The organism is Serratia sp. JKS000199 (assembly GCF_900215455.1).
Lineage (GTDB): Bacteria > Pseudomonadota > Gammaproteobacteria > Enterobacterales > Enterobacteriaceae > Serratia > Serratia ureilytica.
Map to the genome: position 1 here is coordinate 4,307,929 of NZ_LT907843.1, position 15,763 is coordinate 4,323,691.

Consider the following 15,763-nt stretch of genomic DNA (forward strand, 5'->3'; position numbering starts at 1 on the left):
TCGCTCACCTGAACGGCGGATATGCTAAAATGGCGCATCTTTCGGCTTTCAATCGGACAATGATGATGACGGGACTTTCCGGCAAACATATTGTGCTTGGCATCAGCGGCGGCATCGCCGCCTACAAATGCCCAGAGCTGGTGCGCCGCCTGCGCGACAGGGGCGCGGAAGTGCGCGTGGTGATGACCCACGCCGCCAAGGCGTTCATTACGCCGCTGACGCTACAGGCCGTTTCCGGCCACCCGGTGTCCGACGATCTGTTGGATCCCGCCGCCGAAGCCGCCATGGGCCACATCGAACTCGGCAAATGGGCGGATCTGGTGATTCTGGCGCCGGCGACCGCCGATCTGCTGGCGCGCGTCGCCGCCGGCATGGCCAACGATCTGCTGACTACCGTCTGCCTGGCGACCGACGCCCCTATCGCCGCCGCCCCCGCCATGAACCAGCAGATGTATCGCGCCGCCGCCACGCAGGCCAACCTGCAAACGCTGCAGGCGCGCGGCATGCTGCTCTGGGGGCCGGACAGCGGCAGCCAGGCCTGCGGCGACGTTGGCCCGGGCCGCATGCTGGATCCGCTGGACATCGTCGAGCTGGCGAACGGTCATTTCTCCGCCCCGCAGGATCTGCAACATTTGCAGGTTATGATCACCGCCGGCCCGACGCGCGAAGCGCTGGATCCGGTACGCTTCATCAGCAATCACAGCTCCGGCAAAATGGGCTTCGCCATCGCCCGCGCCGCCGCCGCCCGCGGCGCGCAGGTGACGCTGATCGCCGGGCCGGTGAGCCTGCCGACGCCGCCGAAGGTCACACGCGTGGACGTCACCAGCGCGCTCGAGATGGAGCAGGCGGTGCAACAGCGCGCCGCTCAGCAGCAGATTTTCATCTCCTGCGCCGCCGTAGCCGACTACCGTCCCGAGCGGATCGCCGATGAAAAAATAAAAAAACAGGGTGATGAAATCGTCCTCAAGATGGTAAAAAACCCCGATATCGTCGCCGGCGTGGCGGCGATGACCAAAAATCGACCGTTTGTCGTGGGGTTTGCCGCCGAAACCCAGAATGTGGAAGAATACGCGCGGCAAAAACTGGCGCGTAAGAAGCTGGATTTGATTTGCGCTAACGATGTATCGCTCGCAGAGCACGGGTTCAACAGCGACACCAATGCCCTGCACCTTTTTTGGCAGGATGGAGAGAAACGCCTGGCGCTGAGCGACAAGGCACTCCTTGGCCAACGTTTAATAGACGAGATAGTCAGCCGTTATGATGAAAAAAATCGACGTTAAGATCCTCGACCCGCGCATCGGTCAGGATTTCCCGCTACCGACCTACGCCACTCCGGGCTCAGCCGGTCTCGACCTGCGCGCCTGCCTGGACAGCGCGGTGGAGCTGGCGCCGGGTGAAACCACGCTGCTGCCTACCGGTCTCGCGATCCATATCGCCGACGCCGGCCTGGCGGCGGTGATCCTGCCGCGCTCAGGCCTGGGCCACAAGCACGGCGTCGTGCTGGGCAATCTGGTCGGCCTGATCGACTCCGATTATCAGGGCCAGCTGATGGTGTCGGTCTGGAACCGCGGCCAGAAGTCATTCACTATCGAACCGGGCGAACGCATCGCGCAGATGGTCTTCGTGCCGGTGGTGCAGGCCGAGTTCAACCTGGTGGAAGAGTTCGACAGCAGCGAGCGCGGCGAAGGCGGCTTCGGCCACTCGGGGCGCCACTAAGCGCCACTCAATGCACGATGGCCGGCAGGGAAACGTCGCCTGAACCTTGCCTTTCCGGGGAGAAGGATGTCTCTGCGGCAAGGTTTTACCGCGACAATTGCAGCGCACACCAGGCAGCGCGGAAAAAGGCCGTTAAGGCCGCTGACCCCAGCATCGTAAAAAAGCTATCACATAAGCCGCACAGAGCCTGCTCTGCAGCGGCCGGTGCCCGGGTTTCCGTCAGTTAAGTTTTAGCAAGGGTCTAATCAGACATGGCAGAAAAAGAAAATACGAAAAGGAATCGGCGCGAGGAAATATTGCAGGCGTTAGCCCAGATGCTGGAATCCAGCGACGGCAGCCAGCGCATTACCACCGCCAAGCTCGCCGCGAACGTGGGTGTTTCTGAAGCTGCGCTGTACCGGCATTTCCCCAGCAAGACACGGATGTTCGACAGTCTGATCGAGTTTATCGAAGACAGCCTGATCACCCGCATCAACCTGATCTTGCAGGACGAGAAAGAGACGTTTAATCGTCTGCGCCTGATTTTACTGCTGATTCTGGGCTTTGCGGAACGTAACCCGGGGCTGACGCGCATCATGACCGGCCACGCGCTGATGTTTGAACAGGATCGCCTGCAGGGCCGCATCAACCAGCTGTTCGAACGTATCGAGGCGCAGCTGCGTCAGGTGCTGAAAGAGCGCAAATTGCGCGAAGGCAAAGGCTTCATCGTCGATGAAACGCTGTTGGCCAGCCAACTGCTGGCCTTCTGCGAAGGCATGTTGTCGCGCTATGTGCGTTCGGAATTCCGCTATCGTCCAACGCAGGAATTCGACGCCCGCTGGCCGCTATTGGCGGCACAGCTGCAATAACGAAAACGCCGGGCATGCCCGGCGTTTTTATTTATACCCCGTACTGCTCGCGGTAAGCGCGCACCGCCGCCAGGTGGTCCGCCATTTCCGGTTTCTCTTCCAGATAAGCGATCAGGTCCTTCAGCGTCACGATCGAAATCACCTTGCAGTGATAGTCGCGTTCCACTTCCTGAATGGCTGAGATATCCGCGCGGCCGCGTTCCTGACGGTCGAGGGAGATCAGCACGCCCGCCAACGAAGCGCCGCTGGCGCCGATGATTTCCATCGACTCACGGATCGCGGTACCGGCGGTGATCACATCGTCCACCAGCATCACGCGGCCCTGCAGCGGGCTGCCCACCAGCGAACCGCCCTCGCCGTGGGTCTTGGCTTCCTTGCGGTTAAAGCAGTAAGGCACGTCGCGCTCATGGTGTTCCGCCAGCGCAACCGCCGTGGTAGTGGCGATAGGAATGCCTTTATAGGCCGGGCCAAACAGCAGATCGAAATCGATGCCGGAATCCATCAGGGCTTCGGCATAGAAGCGCCCCAACAGCGCAAGATCGCGCCCGGTATTAAACAGGCCGGCGTTGAAGAAATACGGGCTGGTGCGGCCGGATTTCAGGGTGAACTCGCCGAATTTCAATACCTGCTTGTTAAGCGCGAACTCGATAAACTGGCGCTGATAGGCTTTCATTACTGCTTCTCCTCGTCTGAATCTGCTTGGGTCTTGTCATTACTGCCGCCCGATCGGCGGGCATAAAAAAGGCGACTTCTCAGTCGCCTTGAAAAATTAGTCCGCCAGCGCCGCTTTCTGCGCCTGGAAGATGGTTTCGATGCCTCCTCGGGCCAGCGCCAATAGCGCCAACAGCTCATCGTGGCTGAACGGCTCGCCTTCGGCGGTGCCCTGCACTTCAATCATGCGGCCGTCTTCCATCATCACCACGTTCATGTCGGTTTCCGCCGCGGAATCTTCCACATACTCCAGATCGCACAGCGCTTCGCCGTTGACGATGCCGACGGAAACCGCCGCCACCATGCCCTTCATCGGATTGGCTTTCAGCTTACCGTTGGCCACCAGGGTGTTCAGCGCATCGGCCAGCGCCACGCAGGCGCCGGAGATGGAAGCGGTGCGGGTACCGCCGTCGGCCTGCAGTACGTCGCAGTCGAGAGTGATGGTGAATTCACCGAGCTTTTTCAGATCCACCGCGGCGCGCAGCGAACGGGCGATCAGGCGCTGGATCTCCAGCGTGCGGCCACCCTGTTTGCCTTTGGCGGCTTCACGGGCGTTGCGGCTGTGGGTGGAGCGCGGCAGCATGCCGTACTCGGCGGTGATCCAACCTTGCCCCTGGCCTTTCAGGAAGCGCGGAACGCCCTCTTCTACCGTGGCGGTGCACAAGACTTTGGTATCGCCAAACTCAACCAGCACTGAACCTTCAGCGTGTTTGGTATAGTGACGGGTCAGTGTCAGGGGGCGAACTTGCTGTGGTGCTCTGCCTGCAGGACGCATGGGCTCTCTCCGGCTTCAAATCAACTATTGGCTGCGCATTATACGGGCTTCGTGACGTAATGCCTATCCTGCCCGCAGCCGCGACGCTATAATCGCCCCATCTTTTCCTATTACGGGTACGCATCAATGATCCGCAGCATGACCGCCTACGCCCGGCGTGAAATCAAGGGTGAATGGGGCAGCGCAGCCTGGGAGCTGCGTTCCGTTAACCAGCGCTACTTAGAAACCTACATCCGCCTGCCGGAACAATTCCGCAGCCTGGAGCCGGTGATCCGTGAACGTATCCGTGGCCGCCTGACCCGCGGCAAAGTCGAATGCAACCTGCGTTTTGAACTGGATCCAAGCGCGCAAAGCTCGCTGATCCTGAACGAAAAACTGGCCAAACAGCTGGTCGAAGCCGCCAACTGGGTGAAAATGCAGAGCGACGAAGGGGAAATCAACCCGATCGACGTGCTGCGCTGGCCGGGCGTGATGTCCGCGCAGGAGCAGGATCTGGACGCCATCAGCGCCGAGCTGATGCAAGCGCTGGACGGCGCGCTGGATGACTTTATCGTCGCACGCGAAAGCGAAGGCGCCGCGCTGAAAACGCTGATCGAACAGCGCCTCGACGGCGTCAGCGCCGAAGTGGTCAAAGTGCGCGCCCAGATGCCGAACATCCTGCAATGGCAGCGCGAGCGCCTGGTCAGCAAGCTGGAAGAGGCGCAGGTGCAGCTGGAAAACACTCGCCTGGAGCAAGAGCTGGTGCTGATGGCGCAGCGCATCGACGTCGCCGAAGAACTGGACCGCCTGGAAGCGCACGTGAAAGAGACGCACAACATCCTGAAGAAGAAAGAAGCCGTCGGCCGCCGCCTCGACTTTATGATGCAGGAATTCAACCGCGAATCGAACACCCTGGCCTCCAAGTCAATCAATGCCGACGTCACCGCCTCCGCCATCGAGCTGAAGGTGTTGATCGAGCAAATGCGCGAGCAGATCCAGAACATCGAGTAATTTATTTTAAAAGTCATAAATAAAAATAACGCCCTGATATATGGGCGTTTTATTAGGGGTGCGAACAAAAGACAGTCTACCAAAATCATCTAACTTCCACTTCTTTTTAGGTAGCATGCCGGGCACTAACCTCCTGCCATCTGTACGATATAAACCATTTACCACCCCCTTACACTTCCCAGTACTTGTCACCTGAATCTGGGCAGATAAGAGACTTATTATGGGAACTCTGCGTTTTACGCCCAGCCCGCTCAGATGATAAAAGCGGTACACGCGCTTGTGATTAATATGAAGCCCTTCATGGCGCAATAATTGGCAGATGCGGCGGTAGATAACTAAAACGTCTGCGCTCCATTGCCCGCTCTGTGATGCGCCCTGATAAATGCGTATCAGTTGCTGGACGCGGAGCCTCATAGCGGCAAGTCGACAGGGACAAACCAGTAAGTATGCAGGCACGACGTTGAGACAGACCTGTCGCATCACCACGGCTTCCCGCTTCTGGTCTGTCGTTAGTATTTTCGCCCCAAAGCCACCTGAAGCGCCTTCTTATCTACAAAGCTTCAGCAAGTAACTTCTTGAGTCTGGCGTTCTCTTCTTCAAGCGACTCAGGCTCTAAACTTCGGGCAGCGCCATACTTCTTACGCCAAGTGTAAACGTGGCATCGGAAATGGCGTGCTTACGGGCAGAAACTCCGGCTTCAGCTCCCCGGAGAATACTCATGATCTATTCGTCGGAAAAACGCTTCTTCATGGGGATGTACTCATGTGACTGCTGAACACGTTACTAACATCACTGTGTATTAATTAATGGGGAGCAGACCACTGAAATATTTTGACTGATGATTAATCAAAATATTATTTACTATATGGTACTGTTCAATAGGTTGGTATTATGGAGTTAAGATAGCTTATTTGATTCATCCACTCCGTGGGCAGGTTACGGATTTTCCAGTAAAAGCGCGCAGCGGGTCTAAACGGTTGCAAAAGCATTTACTCTCCATGAGCAGATGGAGGGTTCTCTCTATCAGGAAAAAAGGAAACCCGGAAAACAATAACCAATTGATTTTTAATATTAAAAATACATTTATACGATATCTGCTTGGACTTTCTGATAATGGCACCGTGCCATGAATGTTTGAAAATCTATGTAAAAATTTAAAATCTGCACTTAATAAAACACAATATGTATCAATTAGTTAGATAATTTTAAATGAAAAAAAGTTTGTAGCTTGATCTTATGCAGAAATGTTGCTAAATGTAAGTTGTAATCTGGTATAAAACGCAATAATTGGTTGATTATTAAACGGAATGAATAACATGGCACAGCAAGAAAGAAAAGTACTATGTACTATAGAAAAAGGTTACAGCTCTGAAAGAGAAGAGCAAATTGGAAAGTTAAGAGTATATTTCGAAGTTTTTGAAAATGGGGATATCCTACCAATAAATCAAATGGAGTTTTTTTGCGAAACTGAACAGGTTTTCGTCACTAGTGGATATTCTGACATTAAGGAGAGATTTAAAAATAATTTATTTGAAGCCATTTGCATCCCTACTAACTTTGACCAAAAAGATGGCAACTGCAAATATGTAACACGTGCAAATTCGTGTGATGAAATTAAGGGGTTGCAAGTTTCTCAAGTTTATGATGTTAGCCTGCCCACACCAAATGACCCATTGATAGCTGTTGATGATCTCCCCTTAACCAAAACATTACTTATTAAAGAAAATGGTTTTATTTATGGACCATTCGACTACACAAATAAATTTGATGAAAAAACAGAGAGTTATATTCTTTCATTGAAGTCAATCAATACACCGCTAAGCAAAATACCACAATACCACATAGGTAAAGTCGGTATTCAGAAATGTATCGCAAATTTGTCAAATGAAAAAAGAGCACCATTGTTTTTATCTAATATAAAGAGAATATTGGAGACTATAGATGAAGAAATTGATTTTATAACTGACGATCAAATCCTATCAATATATGGAAATAAAATTGCGTTAAATGCAGATTTCAGATCATTCACAAAAGGCACTATTGCTCAAATCAGAAAACATTTTTCCTCAGTAACGGAATACAGAACATTCCCACAACGATTTAATAGATTATTTCAATGTCTCGAAGATTCTTTAGCATGGGATTCGACTAAAACAGAACTAATTCAGACTTTCTTAGATACCAAAGAAGGAAAGAAGATATTAGTAGATTATATATCCCAAAATAAAGATGATTACTTCAAAGAAGAAAAAGCCAATTTTGCTAAAAAAATGGAAGAAGAGACGAAAAAACAAAAAAGTGCATTCGATGAATTAAAGGAAAAGAAAGAGGCATTAGAGTCTGAAATTAGAAAAAAAACCAGAGAAAGAAATGATTTTGAAGTTAACAATGCTGGGAATTTGTCATCATTAACGGATGAAAAACGAAAAATTATTGAAAGCCAAATTGCAAGTGAAAGGAATAAGCTTGATAGTTTGACAGGAGAAGTCAGAGCGCTAGAAGAGAAATATAGTAGACTCAAAGAGTATGACAAGCTTCATAAAGAGATTCAGACATTAGAAGATGATAGAGATCGTGCTCGAGATAAAAAGAAGCAAATGGAAGAGCAGGTTGATGAAGTTAGAGCCAAACTTAAGGAAAACAATGAGACATTAACAAGTCGTTTAGTTAAACTCAAACCTGACGTTGATGCTCTATGTGGTTTGAGACCTCGCGTTGCTGTTCAACAGCTTGATTATAATGTTCCGATAAGATTAAATTATAGTTCGAGTGATATAGAAGATATTCGCGAGGATTTGATTGATGCAGTTTTAGACTCTTTAAACAAACAGGGTAGGAAAACTGATTATGCAACAGCAGCTAATATATTAACAACTATATCACAATGTCAGTTCACTTTATTTAGTGGGTTACCTGGCACAGGGAAAACCTCACTTGCTAAAATGTTAGGAAATTGCCTAGGTTTAGGTAATCGATTCCTTAATATCCCAGTCGCTCGAGGGTGGACCTCATCAAGGGATATTCTTGGTTTTTATAATGCACTATCCCAATCCTTTTCTCCTGCTTCAACTGGTCTGTATGAGTTGATACAACATTTAAGTTCTGAAATTGATGATAATAAGGACCCCGCTGCTTCAATAATATTGTTAGATGAATTCAACTTATCTCAACCAGAACATTATTTTAGCCCGTTTTTAGAAATGGCAGATCCTGAATCTAAGCGAGTCTTAACTACAGGCAATCCAGATAAAGCATACTTTAATATTCCCGATTATTTACGATTCTTAGGTACTATAAATCAAGACGAATCAGTTCAGTCTTTAACGCCTAGATTACTTGATAGAGCTGCAATAGTAAACTTTGATGATTTTGAGCCGAATTATGAAGTAAGCATGGTTGGTTATGAAAATATAGTCAATTCTACTTCGGAAGCTATAAGTGGAAAGAAATTCATTGATATTTTTAAGGCTAATACATTAGAGCTACCAGCAGATATAGAAAAAGTATTACAGTCAGTTGTTATAACTTTGAGAGATGAACGTCCTGAATATGGCAATCCAATAATAGTCTCATATAGAAAAATTAAAGCTATTAGATCGTATTACAATGTTGCAGGTCCTTTAATGTCAATGGAAAGTAAATACCTAGGTTTAGATTATGCGATAAGCCAGCATGTTATCCCCTTACTTAATGGTTATGGGCAAGGCTTTGGCAAAAGATTAGAGGCCTTGATACTTAATCTCCCTGATGAAATGGAAAAATCCATTAAAATGCTGAAAAAGATTTTAAGTCATGGAAATCAGAATATGTTTAGCTACGGACATAATTTATGATTAAGTGGAGGGTGTACATCAATACTTATGATGACTCGGCATGTCTATATCTAAAACATGGTGAAAAAATCCAAATAAAAGAGACTGATAAGCTTGTATTTTCAGTTGAGATGGATGCTGAAGACTTTTCTAGCCACGGAGCTCCTACTATGATGGTTGGAGATATTCCATTATTAATGGTTTTACAGGATAATACGAATCAAGATTATTATAACTTTATATCGAAAGAGTTAATAAACTCGCATGCAGCTAGATATTTCTATAACTTTTTCGGAGAAAGTGAGGTCGTTTTATATTTTGACAATAGATTTTCAGACCCGATATCTCTTACATTTGATATATTAGCACGAAAAGAAAATGCTTTAATTGCTAATGAAATGTTGTGCTTCTTAACAGAGAATCTTGAAGACGCAATTGCAATATGTTTTTCACGTAGTAAGCGTGGCGCAGATTTTTTAGGTGATGACGAGCATAATTTCAATAAAATTGATGCAATCAATCAGGCTTTTGATTATTTAAGTAGTACAGTGCATTTATTCTTAAAGGATAGAAAATCACAAATACAGTCCGATTTGATTCTATCAGAAAACGGTGCTCCAACAGGTCCTGATTCAGTCTATTGGGCATTGACCAATCTCGATAAATTATCACCAGCAAACCAAGATAGCGTAAATATTCATTTTAATAATAGAGGATATCATTACGAACAATTGCCAAAAGAAATATCATTTGAAAACTTTGACGTTTACGAGAATAGGGTTATAAATACTTTTATAATCAATGCAGTGAATTTTTTATATTCTCTTAAACGTGAATATAGCTCACATTCTGATTTTACTGAGAACCTATCATATACTGATTATGTACGATTTGATCATACAATGGAAAAGTTTTCAAAGATGGTATTAGATGTCAAAATAAAGGAGATTGATACTCTAATAGCTAAATTCAGTAAATTGAGAAGCATATATTCGAAGATTATTCCCTCCAAAACCAAGATGACAGCGATACCTAAAATGTCATCATATGTTATTAAACACTCTCATTACAAAGAAGCATTTCATCTAATTGAGAAGTGCTACAAAACACGATCTCCTGATTTTTCTAGTAATAAGTTACTTCTAGGATTAAAAAATCTTTCTATCATATATGAATTAACAGTTCTGTTATTACTTTACAAAGAAATAGAAAATGTCTTTCAGACTACATCATCGACTCAGAATTTCAGATATCATGCAGAGTCTAATCCGTTTGGCGGAGTTGATGCTGAACGGCCAGATGGTTCTATAAATAATCACTTTGCATTTTCAAGTCCTGAATTTTTAATCGATTTGCTTTATGAGGCTAAAATATATCCTTACAGTGCTGATAGCAAGCCTGGTGATTTGATTGATACTAGTAACACTTATAGCTCTACGTTGTATGGGAAGCATCATTTCTGCCCTGATTTCGTTCTGAAAATAACTTCAAAAGAGAAAGGCCTGGCTTTTACTGTTATACTTGATGCCAAGTTTAAAGATTTAAATACCATTAAAGAGTATGACATGGATGCCCTTACCAATAAGTATTTAATGAATATTCACTCAGTTGATGATAACGGTAAAGTTAAAATATCATCAGTTGATATGTTTATCATACTATTTGCGCATGCGAAATCAGGCTCTTTACTTAGAAGAGTAGCCCCGCGACATTGTATTACAGGCCAATATCCTGTTTTTCCGCAATCAACAGCTATAGCTCTTCATACTACTGATGTTTCATTATTAAATACACATTTATCAAGTATAAAGAAAGTGGTTTCAGGCATGATTGGCATTGATTCATTTGAGTAGAGAACCATTAGAAAATTTTACTTTGTAAGTAGCCTAGCCTTAATTTTTATTTTTCAATTGTAGAGAAGAAAAGCAGGGACTAACGCAGATAAGCAAAGCTTATCTGCGTTAGTCCCTATTTTACATGATGTTTTATTTTACAGATGCTATAGTAACTTTAAATCCACGTTGGGTTAGATGCGAATACGTATTAATTAAATTAATTTTCTGGTACAAGATTCATCGCAGCATTTCCGTGATTATTTTTTATAACAACCCGCACAGCTTTTCTAAACCCTTCGTCACTGAGAGTTAGTTCAGAAGCAATAATTTCTTTTGTGAAAGGATGAGTTGAGTCAGAGAAACAGTCCCCCATATTTTTAGCATGAATTAAAACTTTATTTTTAACATCAACTGAATCACATAATTCTATGGGAGTTATAACTCTACTCTTTAACTAGTTTTTATCCATAAGAATATAAGATTTAGTTTTACTAATGCGTTCATTATAATCACCCTCGGGTTATAGTTATAAGTATCCCTGCAACCCACGCCATTCACTTCTAGAGATCTTTCGACACTGAATATGTCCTTTGAGGAAATCATCATGCGTAAAGCCCGATTTACTGAGCACCAGATCATCACCGTATTGAAGTCCGTCAAAGATATCTGCCGGGAAGCAAGAATATCTGAGAACTCGAACAACAACTGGAAAGCAAAGTACGGCGGCATGGAAGCCTCTGATATAAAAAAAGAAAGAACTTGAAAAAATAGCATTATTAAACATAAGCTTGCCGATCTCAACTTTGAATAATGCGCACTAAAAGACGTTATCGAAAGTTTTAAAACCAGCGATAAAGCGGGAGCTCGTTCAGCTATCTGACGGCACAATTTGCCATGAGCATCCGCCAGGCGTGCAGGACAGTATCGCTGGGCAGGACGGTGTGTTTTTATCAGCCCAATACCCGGCGTGACGGCCGGTGAACCTGGTGTTGACTGAGCTGGCAGCACACTATCTGCGATACGGTTTTAAGAAACTGTTTCAAATATTTCACAAGCAGGGTAACACCTGGAATCATAAGCGTGTTCACCGAATTTACTTCGTGCTGAAACTGAATTTTTGCCGCAAGAGTAAGCAACGTCTGCCGGTAAGAAACCCAATTCTACTGGCAACACCTGGGGCACTTAATCAGAGACGGTCCATCGATTTTATGCACGATGCACTGATCTGTGGCCAACGCTTCCGTACCTTCAATGTGGTGGACGATTTTAATCTCGAAGCACTGGCGATAGAAATCGACCTGAATATCCTGGCACAACGGCTCGTCAGGGGGCTGGACAGGATAGTCCCAAACCGTGGATATTCGCAGAAGATGCGGATGGACAATGGGCCAGAGCTGATCTCACGGTTCTGGCGAAATGGGCTGAGGAGCACGGTGTGTTGCTGGAATTTATCAAACCGGGTAAGCCGACGCAGAACGCGTTTATTGAGCGTTTTAATAGGACGTACCGGGCAGAGGTCCTGAATTTTCACCTGTTCAAAACATTGGATGAAACACGGGAAATAACGGAGTGCTGGCTAAATGAATACAACAGTGAGCGGCCTCATGAATCCCTGCATGACCTGACACAGGAAGAATATCGGCTAATGACTGAAAACCCGGAAATTTCAAAACGTGCCTGGAACTAAAACCGGTATGCTTACACTCACCGATCAACCCCATTTTCTGCAGTTGCACCGCAATGCTCCAGGTTGAACACTCGAACTCATCGCTCAGCGCTTCCAGCGTCGCCCCTGCCGCATGGCTCTCGCGCAGCCGCAGTTTTTCTTCTTCCGGCCAGGGGAAGTAGGCATTGGCCGGCCGGCCCTCGGCCAGATTCTTCTGCCGCTTTTCTTCCGGCGTCAGCCTGGCTTTTTTCTGCAGTTCAGATTCACCGTCAAACTCGTCGGCCAACGCGAACAGAAGGCGGATAGCCTCCGGCGCGCAGGCCGCTGAAGCCGGTCTCAATAGCTCGCCGGTGTCGGGATTAACGCCGTTGGCCAGCGCCCTGAGCAACGTGCCGATATTCATCGTTCGCCTCCTTGTTCGATAAAATGCGCACCGATCGCGACCGGCGCCTTGTCCAAACATGTTTCTCTTCCTCAGCCAAGAAAGCCACGCTTTGCGCCATGAAAAATCGCCCATTGCGAGCCAGATTCCAGGTGCCTGAACGTGCGGGACGGTGGTTGCATCAGGCTGCGAGCCGGCAGGCATCATGGAAGACGGCTCACTAAGGCACTTCGGGGGCTTATGAAAAACTGCCGAGCAGCGCGTGCGGATGACAATCGGCAAGATATCCCGCACGCCATAAGTATTTTGTTCTAATTATCACGCAAGGTAATGAAAGGACGGCGATGCTGTGGCTAAATGTGTTTTTTTCCTGCCCGTGAACCGTACGGACCGTTTATGCCACAAATTCTGCAATTTATTATGGCCCTGGTGGTGATCATCGCCCTGGCGCTGCTGGTCAGCAATAATCGCAAGAAAATCCGCCTGCGCTATATCATCCAGCTGTTGGTGATCGAAGGCGCGCTGGCCTATTTCTTCCTGCACTCCGCCAGCGGGCTCAGCGTGATCAAACACGTCGCCGGCTTCTTCGACACCCTGCTCGCCTACGCCGCACAAGGGTCGGAGTTCGTGTTCGGCGGCATGAGCAAAGATGGCCTGGCGTTTATCTTCCTCGGCGTTTTGTGCCCTATCATCTTTATTTCCGCCCTGATCGGCATTTTGCAGCATTTCCGCATCCTGCCGCTGATCATCCGTCTGGTGGGCACCCTGCTGTCCAAGGTCAACGGCATGGGCAAGCTGGAATCGTTCAACGCCGTCAGCACGCTGGTGCTGGGGCAGTCGGAGAACTTCATCGCCTACAAGGGCATCATCGGCGACATCTCGCCGCGCCGCATGTACACCATGGCCGCGACCGCCATGTCGACGGTATCGCTCTCCATCGTCGGCGCCTACATGTCGATGATCGACGCGCAGTACGTGGTGGCGGCGTTGATCCTTAATATGTTCAGCACCTTCATCATCCTGTCGATCATCAACCCGTATCAGGTCGAAGACGAGCCGGAGCTGAAGCTGAACAAGCTGCACGAAGATCAGAGCTTCTTCGAAATGTTGGGCGAGTACATTCTGGCCGGCTTCAAAATTGCGATGATCATCGCGGCGATGCTGATCGGCTTTATCGCGCTGATCTCCGCCGTCAATGCGCTGTTCTCGGCGGTGCTCGGCATCAGCTTCCAGCAAATCCTCGGCTACGTGTTCTATCCGCTGGCCTGGCTGATCGGCATCCCGGCGGAAGAGGCCCTGAAGGCGGGCAGCATCATGGCGACCAAACTGGTGGCCAACGAATTCGTGGCGATGATTGAACTGAAGAAGATCGCGGCGGAGCTGTCGCCGCGCGGGCTGGGCATTCTGTCGGTGTTCCTGGTGTCGTTCGCCAACTTCGCCTCCATCGGCATCGTCGCCGGCGCCATCAAGGGGCTGAACGAGCAGCAAGGCAACGTGGTTTCCCGTTTTGGCCTGAAGCTGGTTTACGGCTCGACGCTGGTGAGCCTGTTGTCGGCGGCCATCGCCGGCCTGGTACTGTAATCCCCACTCCCGGCCGCAGGGCCGGGAGTTCGCTTTAAAACGCCACGCACACCGGCGCATCCACCCGCATTACCGAATCCTGCGCAAACTGCTGTTTATAGCCGCTGCGCAGCGCCTCGATATTCGCCTCGCTCTCTTTGCCCGGCGCATGGATCAACAGCAGCGCCTTGCTGTTCTCGCGCGCCAGCTTGCCGTCGTGACCCAGCCACTGCCCTTTGGCATCAAACACCGTCAGCCCGTCTTTAAAACGCGGCGTCACCTGGCTATCGACGAAGGTTTGCCACTCGGCGGCGGTGATCGCCGGCCCCGCCGGCCGGTTCAGGCCGAAGTAGAGCGTTGTCTGCACCAGCGGATCGCCGGTGCGACAAGCCGGGGCGGGGGAAACAGCCTGGTGGCCTGGCGCCACGCAGCCGCTCAGCAGCAGGGCGGCCACCATGGCGCCGGCGGCCAGTCTCGGGGAGTTTTTCATCTGCAATCTCGATTTTTCGGTTGAAGGATTCGCTGCAAAAATCATAGTCAGCGATGGAAATTAGCGCGAAATTTCTAATGCTTTCATTAACAGCCAGATGTTAAAAAAGGCTGGTTATCGGCAATAAAAATGGAGTTTGGATTAGCTATATTAATCCGAAACGCCATCGGTGAAAAAAACTCAGTGGCGCGCGTCCTCGGCGGCGATTACCCTGCCGGCCATCATTCTGACGCAATTATGCTGTGAATCCCTTATGTTACTGAGCATCCTTTATATCATCGGCATCACCGCCGAAGCCATGACCGGCGCGCTGGCGGCCGGCCGCCGCCAAATGGACATGTTCGGCGTGATCATCATCGCCTCTGTCACCGCAATCGGCGGCGGGTCGGTGCGCGATATGTTGCTCGGGCATTTTCCGTTGGGCTGGGTCAAACACCCGGAATACATCGTCATCGTCGCGATAGCGGCGATCGTCACCACCTGGGTGGCTCCTCTGATGCGCCATCTGCGCCGCCTGTTCCTGGTGCTCGACGCCGTCGGCCTAATCGTCTTCTCCATCATCGGCGCGCAGGTGGCCCTGGATATGGGGCACAGCGCCATTATTGCCGCCATCGCCGCGGTGATCACCGGCGTCTTCGGCGGGGTGCTGCGCGATATGTTCTGCAACCGCATCCCGCTGGTTTTCCAGAAGGAGATCTACGCCGGCATCTCCTTCAGCGCCGCCTGGCTGTATATCGGCCTGCAGCACCTTAGCCTGCCGCACAATCTGGTGGTGATCCTCACCTTGATCGCCGGCCTGAGCGCGCGTCTTATCGCCCTGCGCTTCCGCCTCGGCCTGCCGGTGTTCAACTACCAGCATCCGGATCACTGATCTCGGGGCGGCAACGCGCCGCCGCCGAGGCCAAAACTGCAAAAATGTCGCCCTTCAGCGCGCATATTCGCCCTTTCGGCGCTTTTTCCACGCAAAGCCGCGGGCAA

11 protein-coding genes and 3 pseudogenes are annotated in these 15,763 nt (G+C 49.2%); 9 read left to right on the plus strand and 5 right to left on the minus strand.

The window, feature by feature from the left end; all coding sequences use genetic code 11:
* The first annotated feature begins 62 nt into the window (after positions 1-62).
* The 3 genes from coaBC to slmA all read left to right on the plus strand — a co-directional run bounded on the left by coaBC (position 63) and on the right by slmA (position 2,564).
* Entirely contained in the window at positions 63-1,280 is a 1,218-nt protein-coding gene (coaBC, locus tag CPH57_RS20430) for a bifunctional phosphopantothenoylcysteine decarboxylase/phosphopantothenate--cysteine ligase CoaBC (RefSeq protein ID WP_033634306.1), read from the plus strand.
* Positions 1,258-1,716 carry a dUTP diphosphatase gene (gene dut / locus CPH57_RS20435; protein WP_033652257.1) on the plus strand — a complete coding sequence of 153 codons (459 nt, stop codon included), beginning with the start codon at positions 1,258-1,260 and terminating at the stop codon, positions 1,714-1,716. Before coaBC ends, dut begins: the two co-directional genes overlap by 23 nt.
* Positions 1,717-1,967: 251 nt before the next feature.
* Positions 1,968-2,564, plus strand: coding sequence for a nucleoid occlusion factor SlmA (slmA, locus tag CPH57_RS20440; RefSeq protein ID WP_025304700.1), 597 nt, complete (start codon positions 1,968-1,970; stop codon positions 2,562-2,564).
* Positions 2,565-2,595: 31 nt separating this feature from the next.
* Here the strand turns inward: slmA and pyrE are convergent, their stop codons facing one another.
* Both pyrE and rph read right to left on the minus strand, forming a co-directional pair.
* Positions 2,596-3,237: an orotate phosphoribosyltransferase gene (gene pyrE, locus CPH57_RS20445; protein WP_004931204.1), complete on the minus strand. Its 642-nt coding sequence runs from the start codon at positions 3,235-3,237 to the stop codon at positions 2,596-2,598.
* Between the two features lie 96 nt (positions 3,238-3,333).
* Positions 3,334-4,050 (minus strand): ribonuclease PH, encoded by a 717-nt coding sequence (rph, locus tag CPH57_RS20450; protein WP_025160305.1) that lies wholly within the window; start codon positions 4,048-4,050, stop codon positions 3,334-3,336.
* A 126-nt stretch (positions 4,051-4,176) separates the two neighbouring features.
* Between rph and CPH57_RS20455 the strand changes: the two genes are divergently transcribed.
* Positions 4,177-5,040 (plus strand): YicC/YloC family endoribonuclease, encoded by an 864-nt coding sequence (locus CPH57_RS20455; RefSeq protein ID WP_015379441.1) that lies wholly within the window; start codon positions 4,177-4,179, stop codon positions 5,038-5,040.
* A 228-nt stretch (positions 5,041-5,268) separates the two neighbouring features.
* Here CPH57_RS20455 and CPH57_RS20460 read toward each other — a convergent pair.
* A pseudogene (locus tag CPH57_RS20460) lies at positions 5,269-5,760 on the minus strand (transposase); the annotation flags it as partial.
* A 596-nt stretch (positions 5,761-6,356) separates the two neighbouring features.
* On the opposite strand from CPH57_RS20460, the gene CPH57_RS20465 reads away from it, so the two are divergent.
* The 3 genes and pseudogenes from CPH57_RS20465 (at position 6,357) to CPH57_RS20475 (ending at position 12,374) form a co-directional block, all read left to right on the plus strand.
* Entirely contained in the window at positions 6,357-8,873 is a 2,517-nt protein-coding gene (locus CPH57_RS20465; protein WP_231922815.1) for an AAA family ATPase, read from the plus strand.
* Entirely contained in the window at positions 8,870-10,705 is a 1,836-nt protein-coding gene (locus tag CPH57_RS20470) for a hypothetical protein (protein ID WP_096242688.1), read from the plus strand. Before CPH57_RS20465 ends, CPH57_RS20470 begins: the two co-directional genes overlap by 4 nt.
* A gap of 586 nt (positions 10,706-11,291) precedes the next feature.
* Positions 11,292-12,374, plus strand: a pseudogene (locus CPH57_RS20475) (IS3 family transposase).
* Positions 12,375-12,390: 16 nt separating this feature from the next.
* Here the strand turns inward: CPH57_RS20475 and CPH57_RS20480 are convergent.
* Positions 12,391-12,756 (minus strand): annotated as a pseudogene (locus CPH57_RS20480) (hypothetical protein); the annotation flags it as partial.
* Positions 12,757-13,131: 375 nt separating this feature from the next.
* Here CPH57_RS20480 and CPH57_RS20485 point away from each other — a divergent pair.
* Positions 13,132-14,316 carry a NupC/NupG family nucleoside CNT transporter gene (locus tag CPH57_RS20485; RefSeq protein WP_004931212.1) on the plus strand — a complete coding sequence of 395 codons (1,185 nt, stop codon included), beginning with the start codon at positions 13,132-13,134 and terminating at the stop codon, positions 14,314-14,316.
* Positions 14,317-14,350: 34 nt separating this feature from the next.
* On the opposite strand, the gene CPH57_RS20490 is transcribed toward CPH57_RS20485, so the two are convergent.
* A complete protein-coding gene (locus CPH57_RS20490) occupies positions 14,351-14,785 on the minus strand; it encodes a DUF3574 domain-containing protein (protein WP_096242689.1) in 435 nt (144 codons plus the stop codon).
* A 253-nt stretch (positions 14,786-15,038) separates the two neighbouring features.
* On the opposite strand from CPH57_RS20490, the gene CPH57_RS20495 reads away from it, so the two are divergent.
* On the plus strand, positions 15,039-15,656 hold the full coding sequence (locus CPH57_RS20495) for a trimeric intracellular cation channel family protein (RefSeq protein WP_033645234.1): 618 nt from the start codon (positions 15,039-15,041) through the stop codon (positions 15,654-15,656).
* Positions 15,657-15,763 lie beyond the last annotated feature (107 nt).